We start from the raw sequence: 14,740 nt of genomic DNA, 5'->3' as shown, positions 1-14,740 counted from the left end.
CAACCACAAGATGGAGCAAGTGAAATGTCCATCCTGATCAACAAGCACACCCGCGTCATCACGCAGGGCATCACCGGCAAGACAGGCCAGTTCCACACACAGGCCTGCCTCGAATACGGCAACGGCAGACACTGCTTCGTCGCGGGCGTGAACCCGATGAAGGCCGGCCAGTCGATGGGCAACATCCCGATCTTCGGCACCGTGAAAGAAGCAAAGGCCGAGACAGGCGCCACCGTCTCCGTGATCTACGTGCCGCCAGCCTTCGCAGCAGCGGCAATCGACGAAGCAGTCGATGCTGAGCTCGACCTCGTCATCTGCATCACCGAAGGCATCCCCGTGCGCGACATGATCCGCACCCGCCACCGCATGCAGGGCCGCAAGACACTGCTGCTCGGCCCCAACTGCCCAGGGCTCATCACGCCCGGCGAAATCAAGATCGGCATCATGCCGGGGCACATCCACCAGCGCGGCCGCATCGGTGTGGTCTCGCGCTCGGGCACGCTGACCTACGAGGCCGCGAGCCAGCTTGCAAGCTTCGGCATCGGGCAGTCGACTGTGGTCGGCATCGGTGGCGACCCGGTCGGCGGGCTGCGGCACATCGACGTGCTGAAGATGTTCAACGACGACCCGCGTACCGACGCCGTGATCATGGTCGGCGAGATCGGCGGCGATGCCGAAGAGGAGTGCGCGCGATGGATTCGCGACCACATGCGCAAGCCCGTTGTCGGCTTCATCGCCGGTGCCAGCGCGCCGCCGGGCAAGCGCATGGGCCATGCGGGCGCAATCATTTCCGGCGGCCGTGGCACTGCTGAGGAAAAGCTCGCGGTGATGAAGGAATGCGGCATTCACGTGACGCGCAATCCGGCCGAGATGGGAAAGCTGCTCGCGTCGCTCGTGATCCCCGACTACCTCCCGTTCGATTGACTGATTGACCGACGGTAGGCCGCCCAGAATTTTCATCAATCCAGAAAGCAGATAACAACATGGAACAGCAGCAGAAGAAATGGGTCCGCTTCGAGCATGCCGGTGGCATCGGCTTCGGCACACTGGAGGGCGATGCCGTGCACGAGCGCCAGGGCGACATGTTCGGCAGCTCAGAGCTCACGGGCCGCGTGTTCGCGCTGGCCGGGCTGCAACTGCTCACGCCCACCGAGCCGACCAAGGTCATCGCGCTATGGAACAACTTCCACGCATTGGGCGCGAAGCTGAGCCTGCCGGTGCCGGCCGAGCCGCTGTACCTGCTGAAGACGCCCAACTCATACCTCGCGCCCGGCGCTCCCATCCGCAAGCCGCTGTGCGACGGCAAGGTGGTATTCGAAGGCGAACTCGGCATCGTGATCGGCAAGACCGCCACCGCCGTCTCCGAGGTCGATGCGCTCGACCATGTGTTCGGCTACACCTGCGCCAACGACGTGACCGTGGCCGACATCCTCAACCGCGACGCCTCGTTCGCGCAGTGGGTGCGCGCCAAGGGCTTCGACACCTTCTGCCCGATGGGCCCGGTGGTCGCCACCGGCCTCGACCCTGCGACGCTCACCGTCACCACGCTGCTCAACGGCGAAGTGCGGCAGAACTACCCGATCAGCGACATGCGCTTTTCGGTGCAGCAACTCGTGAGCCTCATCTCGCAGGACATGACGCTGCACCGCGGCGACGTGATCCTCTGCGGCACCTCGGTCGGCGTCGGCTCGATGAAGCCCGGCAGCCTCGTGGAGATCGAGATCGACGGCATCGGCAAGCTCAGCAACCGCTTCGGCTGACACATCGCCGAAGGGTCGCGCAACGAATTCAACTCTTGGGGATCGACATGAAGATTGCAATCATCGGCGCGGGCGCCATCGGCGGACTGGTTGGCGCAAAGCTCGCGCTGGCCGGCGAGGACGTGACGTTCATCGTGCGCGGCGCCAACCTCGATGCCATCGGCAAGAACGGCATCAAGCTGATCTCGGCCGAAGGCGAGGAACAGGTGGCGCGCAACGTCAAGGCCACCGACCGCTATGACGAGGCCGGCCCGCAGGACATCGTCGTCCTCGCGATGAAGGCCCACCAAGTCGAGGCGGTGGCCAACGACGTGCCAAAGCTGTTCGGGCCCGACACGGTGGTCGTGACCATGCAGAACGGCATTCCGTACTGGTACTTCCACCAGCACGGCGGCGCGCTCGCGGGCACGCCGGTGCGCAGCGTCGATCCCTCGGGGCTGGTCGCCGCGAAGATCCCCGCGCAGCGCGTGATCGGCTGCGTGGTGTATCCGGCATCGGAGCTGATCGCGCCTGGCGTGGTCAAGCACATTGAAGGCGACCGTTTCCCTGTTGGCGAGCTCGATGGCTCGACGAGCGAGCGTGTGAACCGTGTCTCTGCCTGCTTCACAGGTGCTGGCTTCAAGGCGCCCGTGCTCGACAACATCCGCTCCGAGATCTGGCTCAAGCTGTGGGGCAACCTGACCTTCAACCCGATCAGCAGCCTCTCGCATTCGACCCTGGTCGACATCTGCCAGTACCCGCCTTCGCGCGAGCTTGCCGCAGCGATGATGCGCGAGGCCCAGGCCGTTGCGCACAAGCTCGGCATCGAGTTCCGTGTGACGCTCGAAAAGCGCATTGCGGGCGCCGAGAAGGTCGGCAAGCACAAGACATCGATGCTGCAGGACGTGGAGGCAGGACGCGCACCGGAGATCGACGCACTGGTAGGCGCGGTGGTCGAACTGGCCCGGCTCACTGAGACCCCGACGCCGCACATCGACACCGTCTACAGCCTGGTCAAGCTGCTCGCGCGCACGATGGAAGACCAGCGCGGCCGGGTCAAGCTCCATGAAATGACGACAGCATGAGACGCACACGCAGCGCAAAGATCGTCGCCACGCTCGGCCCGGCCACCACCGACGAGCCGGCCATCCGCGCGCTGTTCGAGCGTGGCGTGGACGTGTTCCGGCTCAACTTCAGCCACGGCACGCAGCACGACCACGCGCGGCGTCTGGAAACCATCCGTCGCCTCGAGAAGGAATTCAACCGGCCCATCGGCATCCTGCTCGACCTGCAGGGGCCGAAGCTGCGGCTGGGCACTTTCGAAGGCGGCCGCGCGCAGCTCGATGCGGGCGCGCGCTTCCGGCTCGACATGGACAAGACCAGCGGCAGCGCACGCCGCGCGCCGCTGCCGCATCCGGAAATCTTCGCTGCGCTGCAGGACGGCACCGAGCTGCTGCTCGACGACGGCAAGCTGCGGCTGCGCGTGGACAGCCACGGCGCCGACTTCGCAGAGACCACGGTGCTGGTCGGCGGGCCTATCTCCGACCGCAAGGGCGTGAACGTGCCGAGCGTGCTGCTGCCGATCTCGCCGCTGACACCGAAGGACCGCGACGACCTCGACTTCGGCCTGTCGATGGGCGTCGACTGGGTTGCGCTCTCGTTTGTGCAGCGGCCCGAGGACATCGAGGAGGCGCGCGCCATCATCGGGACGCGCGCCTGGATCATGGCCAAGCTGGAGAAGCCCGCCGCCATCGAGCACCTGGACGCGATCGTCGCGCTGTGCGACGGCCTGATGGTGGCGCGCGGCGACCTTGGCGTGGAGCTGCCGCCAGAGCAGGTGCCCGAGCTGCAGCGCCTGATCGTGCGCGCCTGCCGCAAGGGCGGCAAGCCGGTGGTGGTGGCGACGCAGATGCTCGAGTCGATGATCGCCTCGCCGGTGCCCACGCGCGCCGAAGTGTCGGACGTTGCGACCGCCATCTACGACGGCGTCGATGCGGTGATGCTCTCGGCTGAATCGGCTTCGGGCAAGTACCCGCTCGAAGCGGTCGCGATGATGGACCGCATCATCGTGCGCGTGGAAGCCGATCCTTCGTATCGCGCGGGCATCGATGCCACGCACGATGCGGCGCTGTCGACCACGGCCGATGCCGTGTGCGCCTCGCTGCGCCAGGTGGCCGCGCTTCTCGCGCCGGCTGCCACCGTCACATACACCTCCTCGGGCTTCACCAGCCTGCGCGCGGCGCGCGAGCGCCCGGCCGTGCCGATATTGAGCCTCACGCCCGACACCGTCGCGGCGCGCCGCATGGCGATGGTCTGGGGCGTGCATGCGGTGCTGGTCGACGACGTGCACGACGTGGGCGAGATGATCGAATGCGCCTGCCGCACGGCACGCACCGAGGGCTTCGCGAAGGCGGGCGACGACGTGGTGGTGGTCGCGGGCCTGCCCTTCGGGCAGTCGGGCACGACGAACCTGTTGCATGTCGCGCGAATACCGGACTGAAGCGGACTGAGCGCGCGGCGTCAGCGCAGGTGTTGCGCTGTACGATGCCGCTCGACTGCAGCCACCTTCTTTCCCGATGAAGCATGCGACCCTGCGCCAGTTGAAAGTTTTCGAGGCAGTGGCGCGGCTGCTGAGTTTTTCGCGCGCGGCCGAGGAGCTTCATCTCACGCAGCCCGCCGTCTCCACGCAGGTGCGCAAGCTCGAGGAACACGCGGGCAATGCGCTGTTCGAGCAGTTCGGCAAGAAGATCTACCTCACGCCCGCGGGCACCGAACTGCTGCAGATCAGCCGCGCGATCATCCAGCAGTTCGAGGCGGCCGAGAACGCGATGATGCAGTTCAAGGGCGTCTCGGGCGGAAAGCTCAACGTGGGCGTGATCAGCGCGGGCGACTACTTCTTTCCGCGCCTGCTGGTCGAGTTCGCTAGCCGCCACCAGGGCGTGACGCTGAACTTCACGGTGCACAACCGCGCGGGGCTGCTGACCCACATTGCCGAGAACCTCACGGACCTCGCGATCATGGTGCGGCCGCCGACCGATCTGGACACCGTCAACCAGCCGTTCGCACCGCACCCTTACGTGATCGTCGCGGCACCGGGCCACCCGCTGGTGGGCGTGAAGAAGATCCCGATGGCACGGCTGATGCGCGAGCCCTTCGTGGTGCGCGAGAAAGCATCGGACACCTGGCATTCGATGGAAGACGGCTTTGGCGGCGACCTGAGCGGCATCAACATCGCAATGGAAATCCGCAGCACCGAAACCATCAAGCAGGCGGTGATCGCGGGCATGGGCGTGAGCTTCGTGTCGGCTCACACGGTGAGCCAGGAGATGCGCGCGGGCAGTCTCTGCGTGCTCGATGTCGAAGGCTTTCCGCTGATGCTCAACTGGTACGTGGTGCACCGCCGAAGCAAGCGCCTGCCACCGGTGGCGCAGGCCTTCAAGGACTTTCTGCTGAGCGACGGGCCGTCGCTGATCTCGCAGATCGTGCCGTTCGGGAACCACAAAGAAAAAGAGCGCGGCGAGTAACTCGCGCGCTCTTTGTGGGGGAGAGGTCCGGTGCGGCGGCTCAACGCTGCACTGCCGCCCTGCGGCGTTGCATCAGCGCGGCGCGTGCGGCCTTGTAGAAGATCACGATCGGCAGTGCGGCGAACAGTTCGCGCATTGCGTCGTTGGCGGTGGACGAAGAGGCCGGAGTACGGAGGCTGCTGGAATTCAGGGTGGTGTGGCTCATTGAGGGCTCCAAAGGATTGAATCTAAAAGACCGAAGGGATTACCCTGAATTTTAGGGTTTACCCTAGACGAGAGCAAACGCCATTTTCGCGTTTCTTGACCTAGGTCAATTTTTTCGGAGGCAGACAGGTTCTTGCGTAGGCCTGCAACCCGTCTGCAGGAGCGCTTCCGGAGCACATGAGGGAGCGAGCAACGCGCATCGCAAATTCATGAAGGCCATCGCACGGGCCATCGAAAGTTCGCGCGAAGACTTCCGCGATTTTTTCTTCATCGCAATGCCATCGCATCGCGCGATGCACATCGCATGCAGCGTGATGCGTGCACGCATCGCAGTGTGTTCAGTGCGGCATCGACACACGCAAAGTGCGCGCGCAACGAGACCTCGTGCTAGGGATATCACGGGGGTCCCACGAGAGCGCGATTCGTGTGAACTTGACTGAGGTCAAGAGTTTTTGAGTCGCTCGGTCCGACAGTCATTCACGCGCAGAAAACTGGTGATCCCAATGCCGTGTAGCGATGCCAAGGAAACCTCGTCGCCTTTCGATGCGCACCGATCGCTCGACTGATTGCTCTGTATTCGCAGCCTGTCGGACTTAAACGAAAACACCAAGGACAACTCCATGACTCGGCCCACCTCCACGACCGCGGGTTCCAACCCCGCGATGTACCCCCCGTCCGAAACCTATGGCGCCACCGCGACGCGGTCCGAGGCGTTCCGATGGGGTCAGTTGCTGATCGGCATCGTCTGCATGGCGATGATCGCGAACCTGCAGTACGGATGGACGCTCTTCGTCAATCCGATCGCAGACAAGCACGGCTGGAGCCGTGCCGCGATCCAGGTCGCGTTCACCATCTTCGTGCTCACAGAGACATGGCTCGTGCCCATCGAAGGCTATCTGGTCGACCGCTTCGGCCCGCGTCCCGTGGTGCTGGTGGGCGGCGTGCTGTGCGGCCTGGGTTGGGTGCTCAACTCGGTGGCCGACTCGCTGCTGCTGCTGTACATCGCGGCGGCCGTTGGCGGTATCGGCGCCGGTGCTGTCTACGGCACCTGCGTGGGCAATGCGCTCAAGTGGTTCCCCGATCGCCGGGGGCTTGCCGCGGGCATGACCGCAGCGGGCTTCGGTGCGGGCTCGGCCCTCACGATCATTCCGATCTCCGCGATGATCAAGTCGAGCGGCTATGAATCTGCGTTTCTGTATTTTGGGATCGGGCAGGGACTCATCGTGTTCCTGCTCGCATGGATGCTGACCCGTGCACCGAGCCACTCCAAGGCATCGAACAGCCGCAACGTGCAGCAGGCGGGCCGCGACTACGCGCCGTCCGAGGTGCTGCGCTCGCCCGTGTTCTGGGTGATGTACGCGATGTTCGTGATGGTGGCCGCCGGCGGCCTGATGGCCACGGCGCAGCTCGCGCCCATTGCCAAGGACTTCAAGATCATGGACGTGCCGGTCAACATCATGGGCCTGGTGCTGCCCGCGCTGACCTTCGCGCTCGCCATCGACCGCGTGCTCAACGGCTTGACGCGGCCCTTCTTCGGCTGGGTGTCCGACAAGATCGGCCGCGAGCAGACCATGTTCATCGCCTTCGCGATGGAGTCGGTCGGCATCCTGATGCTCTACCACTACGGCCAGAACCCGGTGCTCTTCGTGATCCTGACGGGTATCGTGTTCTTTGCCTGGGGCGAGATCTACAGCCTGTTCCCATCGACCTGCGCCGACACCTTCGGATCGAAGTACGCGGCGTCGAACGCCGGCATGCTTTACACCGCGAAGGGCACGGCCTCGCTGCTGGTGCCGTTGTCGAGCGTGCTCGCGGCAGCCACCGGCAGCTGGCAGGCGGTCTTCATCGTGGCCAGCGCGGTCAATGCGCTCGCGGCGCTGATGGCGTGGTTCGTGTTGCGGCCGATGCGCCGCAAGCACATCGAGGCGAGCCGCGTCGTCGAATAAATAGACCAACATCGGCTTTCCGTCAGCCGGTACCATCCGGCTTTCTTTCGCCCACGCAGCCCTGCCATGAAGATGGCAGGGCTTTTCGCCGATGCACAGGAGCCCGCAGTGACCATCTACCGACTTGACGCGCATGAACCGGTCATCGACGCCAGCGCCCGCGTGGCCGAGAGCGCCAGCGTGATCGGCCAGGTCGTGCTCGCAGCCGGCAGCCGCGTCGGCGCGAATGCGGTGCTGCGCGGCGACAACGAGCCCATCACCATCGGCCGCGGCAGCCATGTGCAGGCGGGCGTGATGCTGCATGCCGACCCGGGCTATCCGCTGACCATCGGCGACGACGTGACGGTGGAGCCGCACGTGATGCTCCACGGCTGCACCGTCGGCGACGGCGCCGTGGTCGGCGAGCACACCATCGCGCTCAACGGCTCGGTGGTCGGCCGTGCGTGCATCGTCGAGTCCGGTTCGCTGCTGACCGAGGGCAAGGTCTTTCCCGACCGCTCGCGCATCGCGGGCAGGCCCGCGAAGGTCACAGGCGAGGTCGATGACGCTGAGGCCGAAGCGCTTCTGCGCAGGGCGCGCGACAGCGCCGGTCCCTTCGCCCGTTAGGGCCTTTCCGCACCCTCCCGAAACCCTGCGCGCCCGCAGGGTTTGTGCGCATTGGCACCGTGCTTGTTTCGGCGGAAATTGACTTGCGTCAAGGCCCCCGGCGCCCGATTCATCGACATTGATCCTCAAGCGGATGGCCGCGGGATTCACGTCGAATTTCATGACGTTGGTCCCGTGACAGAACCACGATGAAAACAGCTCCGCTTGCAAGCAGACAGCAATGCAGCAGCGGCGCCGGCAACGGACCAGATCGGACGGGATCATGAAACTACAACAAGCGCAGCAGGGGCACGAGGTACCGCATCCGGCCTTCGGCCCCACCGACAAGGAAGACGAACTCGTCGCCGTGCATCGCAGCCTGCTGCAGCATGCGGACGAACCCGGCGCGCTGCTGCCGATCCTGCACGACGTGCAGGACGCATTGGGCTACATCCCCGCGCACACGGTGCCGGTGATTGCCGACGCGCTGAACCTCTCGCGTGCAGAGGTGCACGGTGTCGTCACCTACTACCACCACTTCCGTGCCGAGCCGGCTGGCCGGCACGTGATCCAGATCTGCCGCGCCGAGGCCTGCCAGGCGATGGGCGCGGACGCCTTGCTCGCCCACGCGGAACTGCGCCTGGGTTGCAATGCGCACGGCACCTCGAAGGACGGCGCCTTCACGCTGGAGCCTGCGTTCTGCCTCGGCCTGTGCGCTTCATCGCCCGCGATGACGCTCGACGACCAGCCGCATGCGCGCATGACGGCCAAGAGCTTCGATGCGCTGGTCGCGCAGACCGCGGGAGGCCGCGCATGAGCACCATCACCGTCTACGTGCCTCGAGACTCGGCCGCACTCGCGGCGGGCGCCGATCGCGTGGCCCGATGCATCGCGAAGGAAGCCGCTGCGCGCGGCCTCATGCTCGAGCTCGTTCGCAACGGTTCGCGCGGCATGTTCTGGCTCGAACCGCTGGTCGAAGTGAACACACCGAGCGGCCGCATCGCCTACGGACCGGTGACGCCCGACGACGTGGCTGGCCTGTTCGATGCCGGCTTCCTCACCGGCGGCAAGCATCCGCTCGCGCTCGGCCTGACCGAAGACATTCCCTACCTGAAGAAGCAGGAGCGCCTGACCTTCGCGCGCATGGGCATCACCGACCCGGTGTCGCTGACCGACTACCAGGCCTACGAAGGCTTTGCCGGCCTGCGCCGCGCGCTGGCGCTCGCACCCGAAGAAATCGTGCAGCAGGTGCTCGACTCGGGCCTGCGCGGGCGCGGCGGCGCGGCCTTTCCGGCCGGCATCAAGTGGAAGACGGTGCTGGGCACGGCTGCGGCGCAGAAGTACATCGTCTGCAATGCCGACGAGGGCGACTCGGGCACCTACTCCGACCGCATGACGATGGAGGGCGACCCCTTCATGCTGATCGAGGGCATGACCATCGCCGGCCTCGCCACCGGCGCGACGCAGGGCTACATCTACGTGCGCTCCGAATACCCGCACGCGATCGCGACGCTGAACGAGGCCATCCGCATTGCCGAGGCAGCGGGCTTCCTCGGCGACAACATCCTGCGTTCGGGCAAGCGCTTCTCGCTCGCGGTGCGCAAGGGCGCGGGCTCGTATGTGTGCGGCGAAGAAACGGCGTTGCTCGAAAGCCTCGAAGGCAAGCGCGGCATCGTGCGCGCCAAGCCGCCGCTGCCGGCCATTGAGGGCCTGTTCGGCCAGCCCACGCTGATCAACAACGTCATCACGCTGGCAAGCGTGCCGCTGATCCTGGCGCGCGGCGCGGCCTTCTATCGCGACTACGGCGTCGGCCGTTCGCGCGGCACGCTGCCGATGCAACTGGCCGGCAACATCAAGTACGGCGGCCTGGTGGAGAAGGCCTTCGGCGTCACGCTGCGCGAGTTGCTGTACGACTACGGCGGCGGCTCCGCCTCGGGCCGGCCGATCAAGGCGGTGCAGGTTGGCGGGCCGCTCGGCGCCTACCTGCCCGAATCGCAATGGGACCTGCCGCTCGACTACGAAGCCTATGCAGCCGTCGGCGGCACGGTGGGCCACGGCGGCATCGTGGTGCACGACGACACGGCCGACCTGTCGAAGCTCGCGCGCTATGCCATGGAGTTCTGCGCGCTCGAGTCGTGCGGCAAGTGCACGCCCTGCCGCATCGGCTCGACGCGCGGCGTCGAGGTCATCGACAAGATCCGCAGCAACCAGAACCGTCCGCAGCAGGTGATCTTGCTGCGCGACCTGTGCAACACGATGGTCCACGGTTCGCTGTGCGCCATGGGCGGCATGACGCCGTTTCCGGTGCTCTCGGCACTCGACCACTTCCCGCAGGACTTCGGTCTCGTGGTTCCCGATCGCGAAGCTGCCTAGGCGGTTGCGGCGCAGCAGCAGGAGTAAGAAAGACATGTTGGACCATCTCAAGGAAACCGATTACGGCACCCCCAAGCGCGAATCCACGCGCGAGGTGACGCTGGAGATCGACGGCAACGAAGTGACGGTGCCCGCGGGCACTTCGCTGATGCGCGCGGCGGTGGATGCGGGCATCCAGGTGCCCAAGCTCTGCGCCACTGACAGCCTGGAGCCCTTCGGCTCCTGCCGGCTGTGCCTGGTCGAGATCGAAGGCCGCAAGGGCTTTCCGGCCTCGTGCACCACGCCCGCCGAAGCCGGCATGAAGGTGCGCACCCAGACGCCCAAGCTGCAGGACCTGCGCAAGGGCGTGATGGAACTCTACATCTCCGACCATCCGCTGGACTGCCTCACCTGCTCGGCCAACGGCAACTGCGAGCTGCAGGACATGGCGGGCGTCACCGGCCTGCGCAACGTGCGCTACGGTTTCGACGGCGCCAACCACCTGAAGAGCGAGAAGGACGAGTCGAACCCGTACTTCAGCTACGACCCGTCGAAGTGCATCGTGTGCAACCGCTGCGTGCGCGCCTGCGAGGAAACGCAGGGCACCTTCGCGCTGACCATCAGCGGCCGCGGCTTCGAGTCGCGCGTGTCGCCGGGTCAGGACGAGGCCTTCATGGATTCGGAGTGCGTGAGCTGCGGCGCCTGCGTCGAAGCCTGCCCCACCGCCACCCTGCAGGAAAAGTCGGTGATCTGGCTCGGCCAGCCCGAGCACAGCGTGATCACCACCTGCGCCTACTGCGGCGTGGGCTGCGCCTTCAAGGCCGAGATGAAAGGCAACGAGGTCGTGCGCATGGTGCCGTGGAAAGACGGCAAGGCCAACGAAGGCCACTCCTGCGTCAAGGGCCGCTTCGCCTGGGGCTACGCGACGCACCAGGACCGCATGCTCAAGCCGATGATCCGCAAGAACATCACCGACCCATGGCAGGAAGTGAGCTGGGACACCGCGCTCAACTACGCCGCGGGCGAGTTCAAGCGCCTGCAGGCCAAGTACGGCAAGGACTCGATCGGCGGCATCACCTCGTCGCGCTGCACCAACGAAGAAACCTACCTGGTCCAGAAGCTGGTGCGCGCCGCCTTCGGCAACAACAACGTCGACACCTGTGCGCGCGTGTGCCATTCGCCCACGGGCTACGGCCTGAAGCAGACGCTGGGCGAATCGGCGGGCACGCAGACCTTTGCCTCGGTCGACAAGGCCGACGTCATCATGGTGATCGGCGCGAACCCGACCGACGGTCACCCGGTGTTCGCCTCGCGCATGAAGAAGCGGCTGCGCCAGGGCGCGAAGCTGATCGTGGTCGATCCGCGCCGTATCGACATCGTGAAGTCGCCTCATGTGAAGGCTTCGCACCACCTGCAGCTCAAGCCGGGCACCAACGTGGCCGTGGTGACGGCGCTGGCGCACGTCATCGTCACCGAAGGCCTGATGGCCGACGACTTCGTTGCCGAGCGCTGCGACACGGCTTCGTTCAAGGAATGGAAGTCGTACGTCGAGCAGCCGGAGCAGTCGCCTGAAGCCACCGAGAACGCTACCGGCGTGCCGGCGGCCGAGCTGCGCGCCGCCGCACGGCTGTTTGCTACGGCAGGCAACGGCGCCATCTACTACGGCCTGGGCGTGACCGAGCACAGCCAGGGCTCGACGACGGTGATGGGCATCGCCAATCTCGCGATGGTCACCGGCAACGTCGGGCGCGAAGGCGTGGGTGTCAACCCGCTGCGTGGCCAGAACAACGTGCAAGGCGCCTGCGACATGGGCTCGTTCCCGCATGAGCTGCCGGGCTACCGCCATGTGTCTGACAGCACCACGCGCGCCTCGTTCGAAGCCGCCTGGGGCGTGCAGATCAACCCCGAGCCGGGCCTGCGCATTCCCAACATGTTCGACGCCGCCATCGGCGGCAGCTTCAAGGGCCTGTACTGCGAGGGCGAGGACATCGTGCAGTCCGACCCGAACACGCAGCACGTGGCGGCCGCGATGATGGGCATGGAGTGCGTGGTGGTGCAGGACATGTTCCTCAACGAAACCGCCAAGTACGCGCACGTGTTCCTGCCGGGCTCCTCGTTCCTCGAGAAGGACGGCACCTTCACCAACGCCGAGCGCCGCATCTCGCGCGTTCGCAAGGTGATGCCGCCCAAGGCCGGCTATGCCGACTGGGAAGTGACCGTGAAGCTCGCGCAGGCCCTCGGCTATCCGATGGACTACAAGAGCCCCGAAGAAATCATGGACGAGATCGCCGCGCTGACGCCCACCTTCCACGGCGTGAGCTACAAGCGCATCGACGAGCTCGGCAGCATCCAGTGGCCCTGCAACGACGAGGCGCCCGACGGCACGCCCACGATGCACATCGACCACTTCGTGCGCGGCAAGGGCAAGTTCATCGTCACGCAGTACGTGGCGACCGATGAGAAGGTCACGCGCAAGTTCCCGCTGCTGCTGACCACCGGGCGCATCCTCTCGCAGTACAACGTGGGCGCGCAGACGCGCCGCACCGACAACAACCAGTGGCACAGCGAAGACCGGCTGGAAATCCATCCGCACGATGCCGAGGAACGCGGCGTGAGCGACGGCGACTGGGTCGGCATCCAGAGCCGCGCGGGCGAGACGGTGCTGCGCGCCACGGTGTCCGAGCGCATGCAGCCGGGCGTGGTCTACACCACCTTCCACTTCCCCGAGTCGGGCGCCAACGTCATCACCACCGACAACTCCGACTGGGCCACCAACTGCCCCGAGTACAAGGTCACGGCGGTGCAGGTGATGCCGGTGATGCAGCCTTCGGCCTGGCAGCAGGAGTACAGCCGCTTCAACCAGACGCAGCAGGACCTGCTCGCGGCCGCATCGGCGCAGCAAAGCGGCGAGACGGTGCCGGCCAAGTGAGGATGCTCGCCGCATGAACCTCGTCACCGACGCCGTCCAGTTCTGCGAAGGCGCGCAGCTGCTGCCCGTGCGCGGTATGCGCGGTGGCCGGCCGTTCGACGTGCAGGACTGGGTGGCCGAAGAGGTGCCCGTGGCGCTCGAATACAACGGCATCTCGCATGCGGTGATGCTCGCGACGCCGCTCGACCTGGAAGACTTCGCGCTCGGCTTCTCGCTCAGCGAAGGCATCCTCGAAGCGGCGCACGAGCTCTATTCGGTGGAAGCCGAGCCATCGGCGCTCGGCGTCACGGTGCATCTGCAGGTGTCGAGCGCGGCCTTTGCGCGCCTCAAGCTGCGCCGCCGCTCGATGGCCGGGCGCACCGGTTGCGGCCTGTGCGGCACCGAGAGCCTGACGCAGGTTTCGCGCGAACTGCCGGTGCTGCGCAGCGACGGCGCAGCGCAGTTCGACCGCGAAGCCATCGGCCGCGCGATGTCGCAGCTGCCATCGCAACAGACTTTGCAGGAAGCCACCGGCGCCGTGCACGCGGCCGCCTGGTGTTCGGCCGATGGCGAAGTGATGTGGCTGCGCGAGGACGTGGGCCGCCACAACGCGCTCGACAAGCTGGTGGGCGCGCTCGCGGCCAACGACGTCGACGCCTCCACAGGCTTCATTGCCGTGACCAGCCGCGCGAGTTTCGAGATGGTGCAGAAGGCCGCGATGGCCGGCGCGCCGCTGCTCGCCGCGGTGTCGGCGCCGACCTCGTTCGCGGTGGCCACGGCGCAGCGCACGGGCCTTACGCTGGTGGGCTTCGTGCGGCAGCAGGACCTGGGCGTCTACAGCCATCCGCAGCGGCTGCGCACGGCAGACACGCAGCGCGTGCGCTGACGCTTCATCAACAAAAACTCAATTTTTCGAAGGCCCCATGGAGCACGATCATTCGGCACAGCTGGTCAAGATGGCCAATCAGATCGGCACCTTCTTCCAGGCGCAATCGCCGAGCGATGCCGGCGCCGCCACGCAGGCGATTGCCGGGCACCTGAAGTCGTTCTGGGCGCCGAGCATGCGCATCCAGCTGATACGCGATTTCGACTCCGGCAAGACGCCGCTGCTGATGCCTATCGTGGCATCAGCGATTCGCAGCCATCGGGCGACGCTGCTGCCTGCTGCGCCATGAGCAGCGACTCGTAGTAGAGGCACAGCGGCATTGCGACGAACACCATGCCCGCGACGTAGATCACGAGGCTGGTGACCGGGAACTGCATGTCGTCCCAGTACGGTATGGAAGCCACCGCCGCGCTGATGGCGATCAGCGTGATCACGCCGCGTAGCGCGCCGCGCATGAACGCGATGCGCGAGAGCCCCGGTGGGGCGTATGTCCGAGGGCCTTGCGCAAAGCTCTGAAGGCTTTGAAGGCGTTTGCCCTTGTCTCCATCTTTTTTCATCGTCGTCGCTCCTCGGTGAAGGCGAAGACGGTTCTTATC

At 65.9% G+C, this 14,740-nt stretch carries 14 protein-coding genes; 12 read left to right on the top strand and 2 right to left on the bottom strand.

Features of this window, described 5'->3' with window-relative positions:
* The first annotated feature begins 24 nt into the window (after positions 1-24).
* The 5 genes from sucD to ACSFCA_RS09560 all read left to right on the top strand — a co-directional run bounded on the left by sucD (position 25) and on the right by ACSFCA_RS09560 (position 5,263).
* The gene (gene sucD, locus ACSFCA_RS09580) at positions 25-924 is read left to right on the top strand and encodes a succinate--CoA ligase subunit alpha (protein ID WP_307617006.1); all 900 of its coding nucleotides are present in this window, start codon (positions 25-27) and stop codon (positions 922-924) included.
* A gap of 59 nt (positions 925-983) precedes the next feature.
* On the top strand, positions 984-1,760 hold the full coding sequence (locus tag ACSFCA_RS09575) for a fumarylacetoacetate hydrolase family protein (protein ID WP_258352932.1): 777 nt from the start codon (positions 984-986) through the stop codon (positions 1,758-1,760).
* Positions 1,761-1,807: 47 nt separating this feature from the next.
* A complete protein-coding gene (locus tag ACSFCA_RS09570; RefSeq protein WP_435459145.1) occupies positions 1,808-2,824 on the top strand; it encodes a 2-dehydropantoate 2-reductase in 1,017 nt (338 codons plus the stop codon).
* Positions 2,821-4,239 (top strand): pyruvate kinase, encoded by a 1,419-nt coding sequence (gene pyk / locus ACSFCA_RS09565; RefSeq protein WP_258352934.1) that lies wholly within the window; start codon positions 2,821-2,823, stop codon positions 4,237-4,239. The genes ACSFCA_RS09570 and pyk overlap by 4 nt, the downstream gene beginning before the upstream one ends.
* A gap of 76 nt (positions 4,240-4,315) precedes the next feature.
* Positions 4,316-5,263 carry a LysR family transcriptional regulator gene (locus tag ACSFCA_RS09560; RefSeq protein WP_258352935.1) on the top strand — a complete coding sequence of 316 codons (948 nt, stop codon included), beginning with the start codon at positions 4,316-4,318 and terminating at the stop codon, positions 5,261-5,263.
* A gap of 40 nt (positions 5,264-5,303) precedes the next feature.
* Here ACSFCA_RS09560 and ACSFCA_RS09555 read toward each other — a convergent pair whose 3' ends face one another.
* Complete coding sequence (locus ACSFCA_RS09555) at positions 5,304-5,468, bottom strand: hypothetical protein (protein WP_258352936.1); 165 nt, start codon at positions 5,466-5,468, stop codon at positions 5,304-5,306.
* Positions 5,469-6,129: 661 nt separating this feature from the next.
* On the opposite strand from ACSFCA_RS09555, the gene oxlT reads away from it, so the two are divergent.
* The 7 genes from oxlT to ACSFCA_RS09520 all read left to right on the top strand — a co-directional run bounded on the left by oxlT (position 6,130) and on the right by ACSFCA_RS09520 (position 14,433).
* Positions 6,130-7,413, top strand: coding sequence for an oxalate/formate MFS antiporter (gene oxlT / locus ACSFCA_RS09550; RefSeq protein WP_375338464.1), 1,284 nt, complete (start codon positions 6,130-6,132; stop codon positions 7,411-7,413).
* Positions 7,414-7,479: 66 nt separating this feature from the next.
* Positions 7,480-8,019 (top strand): gamma carbonic anhydrase family protein, encoded by a 540-nt coding sequence (locus ACSFCA_RS09545; protein WP_258352938.1) that lies wholly within the window; start codon positions 7,480-7,482, stop codon positions 8,017-8,019.
* Positions 8,020-8,281: 262 nt separating this feature from the next.
* Positions 8,282-8,815: a formate dehydrogenase subunit gamma gene (locus ACSFCA_RS09540; protein ID WP_435459146.1), complete on the top strand. Its 534-nt coding sequence runs from the start codon at positions 8,282-8,284 to the stop codon at positions 8,813-8,815.
* Entirely contained in the window at positions 8,812-10,371 is a 1,560-nt protein-coding gene (locus ACSFCA_RS09535; RefSeq protein ID WP_258352940.1) for a formate dehydrogenase beta subunit, read from the top strand. Before ACSFCA_RS09540 ends, ACSFCA_RS09535 begins: the two co-directional genes overlap by 4 nt.
* A 34-nt stretch (positions 10,372-10,405) precedes the next feature.
* A complete protein-coding gene (gene fdhF / locus ACSFCA_RS09530) occupies positions 10,406-13,279 on the top strand; it encodes a formate dehydrogenase subunit alpha (protein WP_435459147.1) in 2,874 nt (957 codons plus the stop codon).
* A gap of 13 nt (positions 13,280-13,292) precedes the next feature.
* Positions 13,293-14,144, top strand: coding sequence for a formate dehydrogenase accessory sulfurtransferase FdhD (fdhD, locus tag ACSFCA_RS09525; protein ID WP_435459148.1), 852 nt, complete (start codon positions 13,293-13,295; stop codon positions 14,142-14,144).
* Positions 14,145-14,181: 37 nt separating this feature from the next.
* Positions 14,182-14,433, top strand: coding sequence for a formate dehydrogenase subunit delta (locus ACSFCA_RS09520; RefSeq protein WP_435459149.1), 252 nt, complete (start codon positions 14,182-14,184; stop codon positions 14,431-14,433).
* On the opposite strand, the gene ACSFCA_RS09515 is transcribed toward ACSFCA_RS09520, so the two are convergent.
* Complete coding sequence (locus ACSFCA_RS09515) at positions 14,375-14,701, bottom strand: hypothetical protein (protein WP_435459150.1); 327 nt, start codon at positions 14,699-14,701, stop codon at positions 14,375-14,377. The two genes, ACSFCA_RS09520 and ACSFCA_RS09515, sit on opposite strands and share 59 nt — an antisense overlap.
* Between the last annotated feature and the right edge of the window lie 39 nt (positions 14,702-14,740).

Source organism: Variovorax multivorans (assembly GCF_051216835.1).
Lineage (GTDB): Bacteria > Pseudomonadota > Gammaproteobacteria > Burkholderiales > Burkholderiaceae_C > Variovorax.
The sequence above is the reverse complement of the archived record's forward strand: the minus strand, read 5'-3'. Positions and strand labels throughout refer to the sequence as shown.

Bases quoted from the DNA above. Each gene is read 5' to 3' on its own strand.
- sucD (WP_307617006.1), top strand. From the start codon at position 25: ATGTCCATCCTGATCAACAAGCACACCCGCGTCATCACGCAGGGCATC.
- ACSFCA_RS09575 (WP_258352932.1), top strand. From the start codon at position 984: ATGGAACAGCAGCAGAAGAAATGGGTCCGCTTCGAGCATGCCGGTGGC.
- ACSFCA_RS09570 (WP_435459145.1), top strand. From the start codon at position 1,808: ATGAAGATTGCAATCATCGGCGCGGGCGCCATCGGCGGACTGGTTGGC.
- pyk (WP_258352934.1), top strand. From the start codon at position 2,821: ATGAGACGCACACGCAGCGCAAAGATCGTCGCCACGCTCGGCCCGGCC.
- ACSFCA_RS09560 (WP_258352935.1), top strand. From the start codon at position 4,316: ATGAAGCATGCGACCCTGCGCCAGTTGAAAGTTTTCGAGGCAGTGGCG.
- ACSFCA_RS09555 (WP_258352936.1), bottom strand. From the start codon at position 5,468: ATGAGCCACACCACCCTGAATTCCAGCAGCCTCCGTACTCCGGCCTCT.
- oxlT (WP_375338464.1), top strand. From the start codon at position 6,130: ATGTACCCCCCGTCCGAAACCTATGGCGCCACCGCGACGCGGTCCGAG.
- ACSFCA_RS09545 (WP_258352938.1), top strand. From the start codon at position 7,480: ATGAAGATGGCAGGGCTTTTCGCCGATGCACAGGAGCCCGCAGTGACC.
- ACSFCA_RS09540 (WP_435459146.1), top strand. From the start codon at position 8,282: ATGAAACTACAACAAGCGCAGCAGGGGCACGAGGTACCGCATCCGGCC.
- ACSFCA_RS09535 (WP_258352940.1), top strand. From the start codon at position 8,812: ATGAGCACCATCACCGTCTACGTGCCTCGAGACTCGGCCGCACTCGCG.
- fdhF (WP_435459147.1), top strand. From the start codon at position 10,406: ATGTTGGACCATCTCAAGGAAACCGATTACGGCACCCCCAAGCGCGAA.
- fdhD (WP_435459148.1), top strand. From the start codon at position 13,293: ATGAACCTCGTCACCGACGCCGTCCAGTTCTGCGAAGGCGCGCAGCTG.
- ACSFCA_RS09520 (WP_435459149.1), top strand. From the start codon at position 14,182: ATGGAGCACGATCATTCGGCACAGCTGGTCAAGATGGCCAATCAGATC.
- ACSFCA_RS09515 (WP_435459150.1), bottom strand. From the start codon at position 14,701: ATGAAAAAAGATGGAGACAAGGGCAAACGCCTTCAAAGCCTTCAGAGC.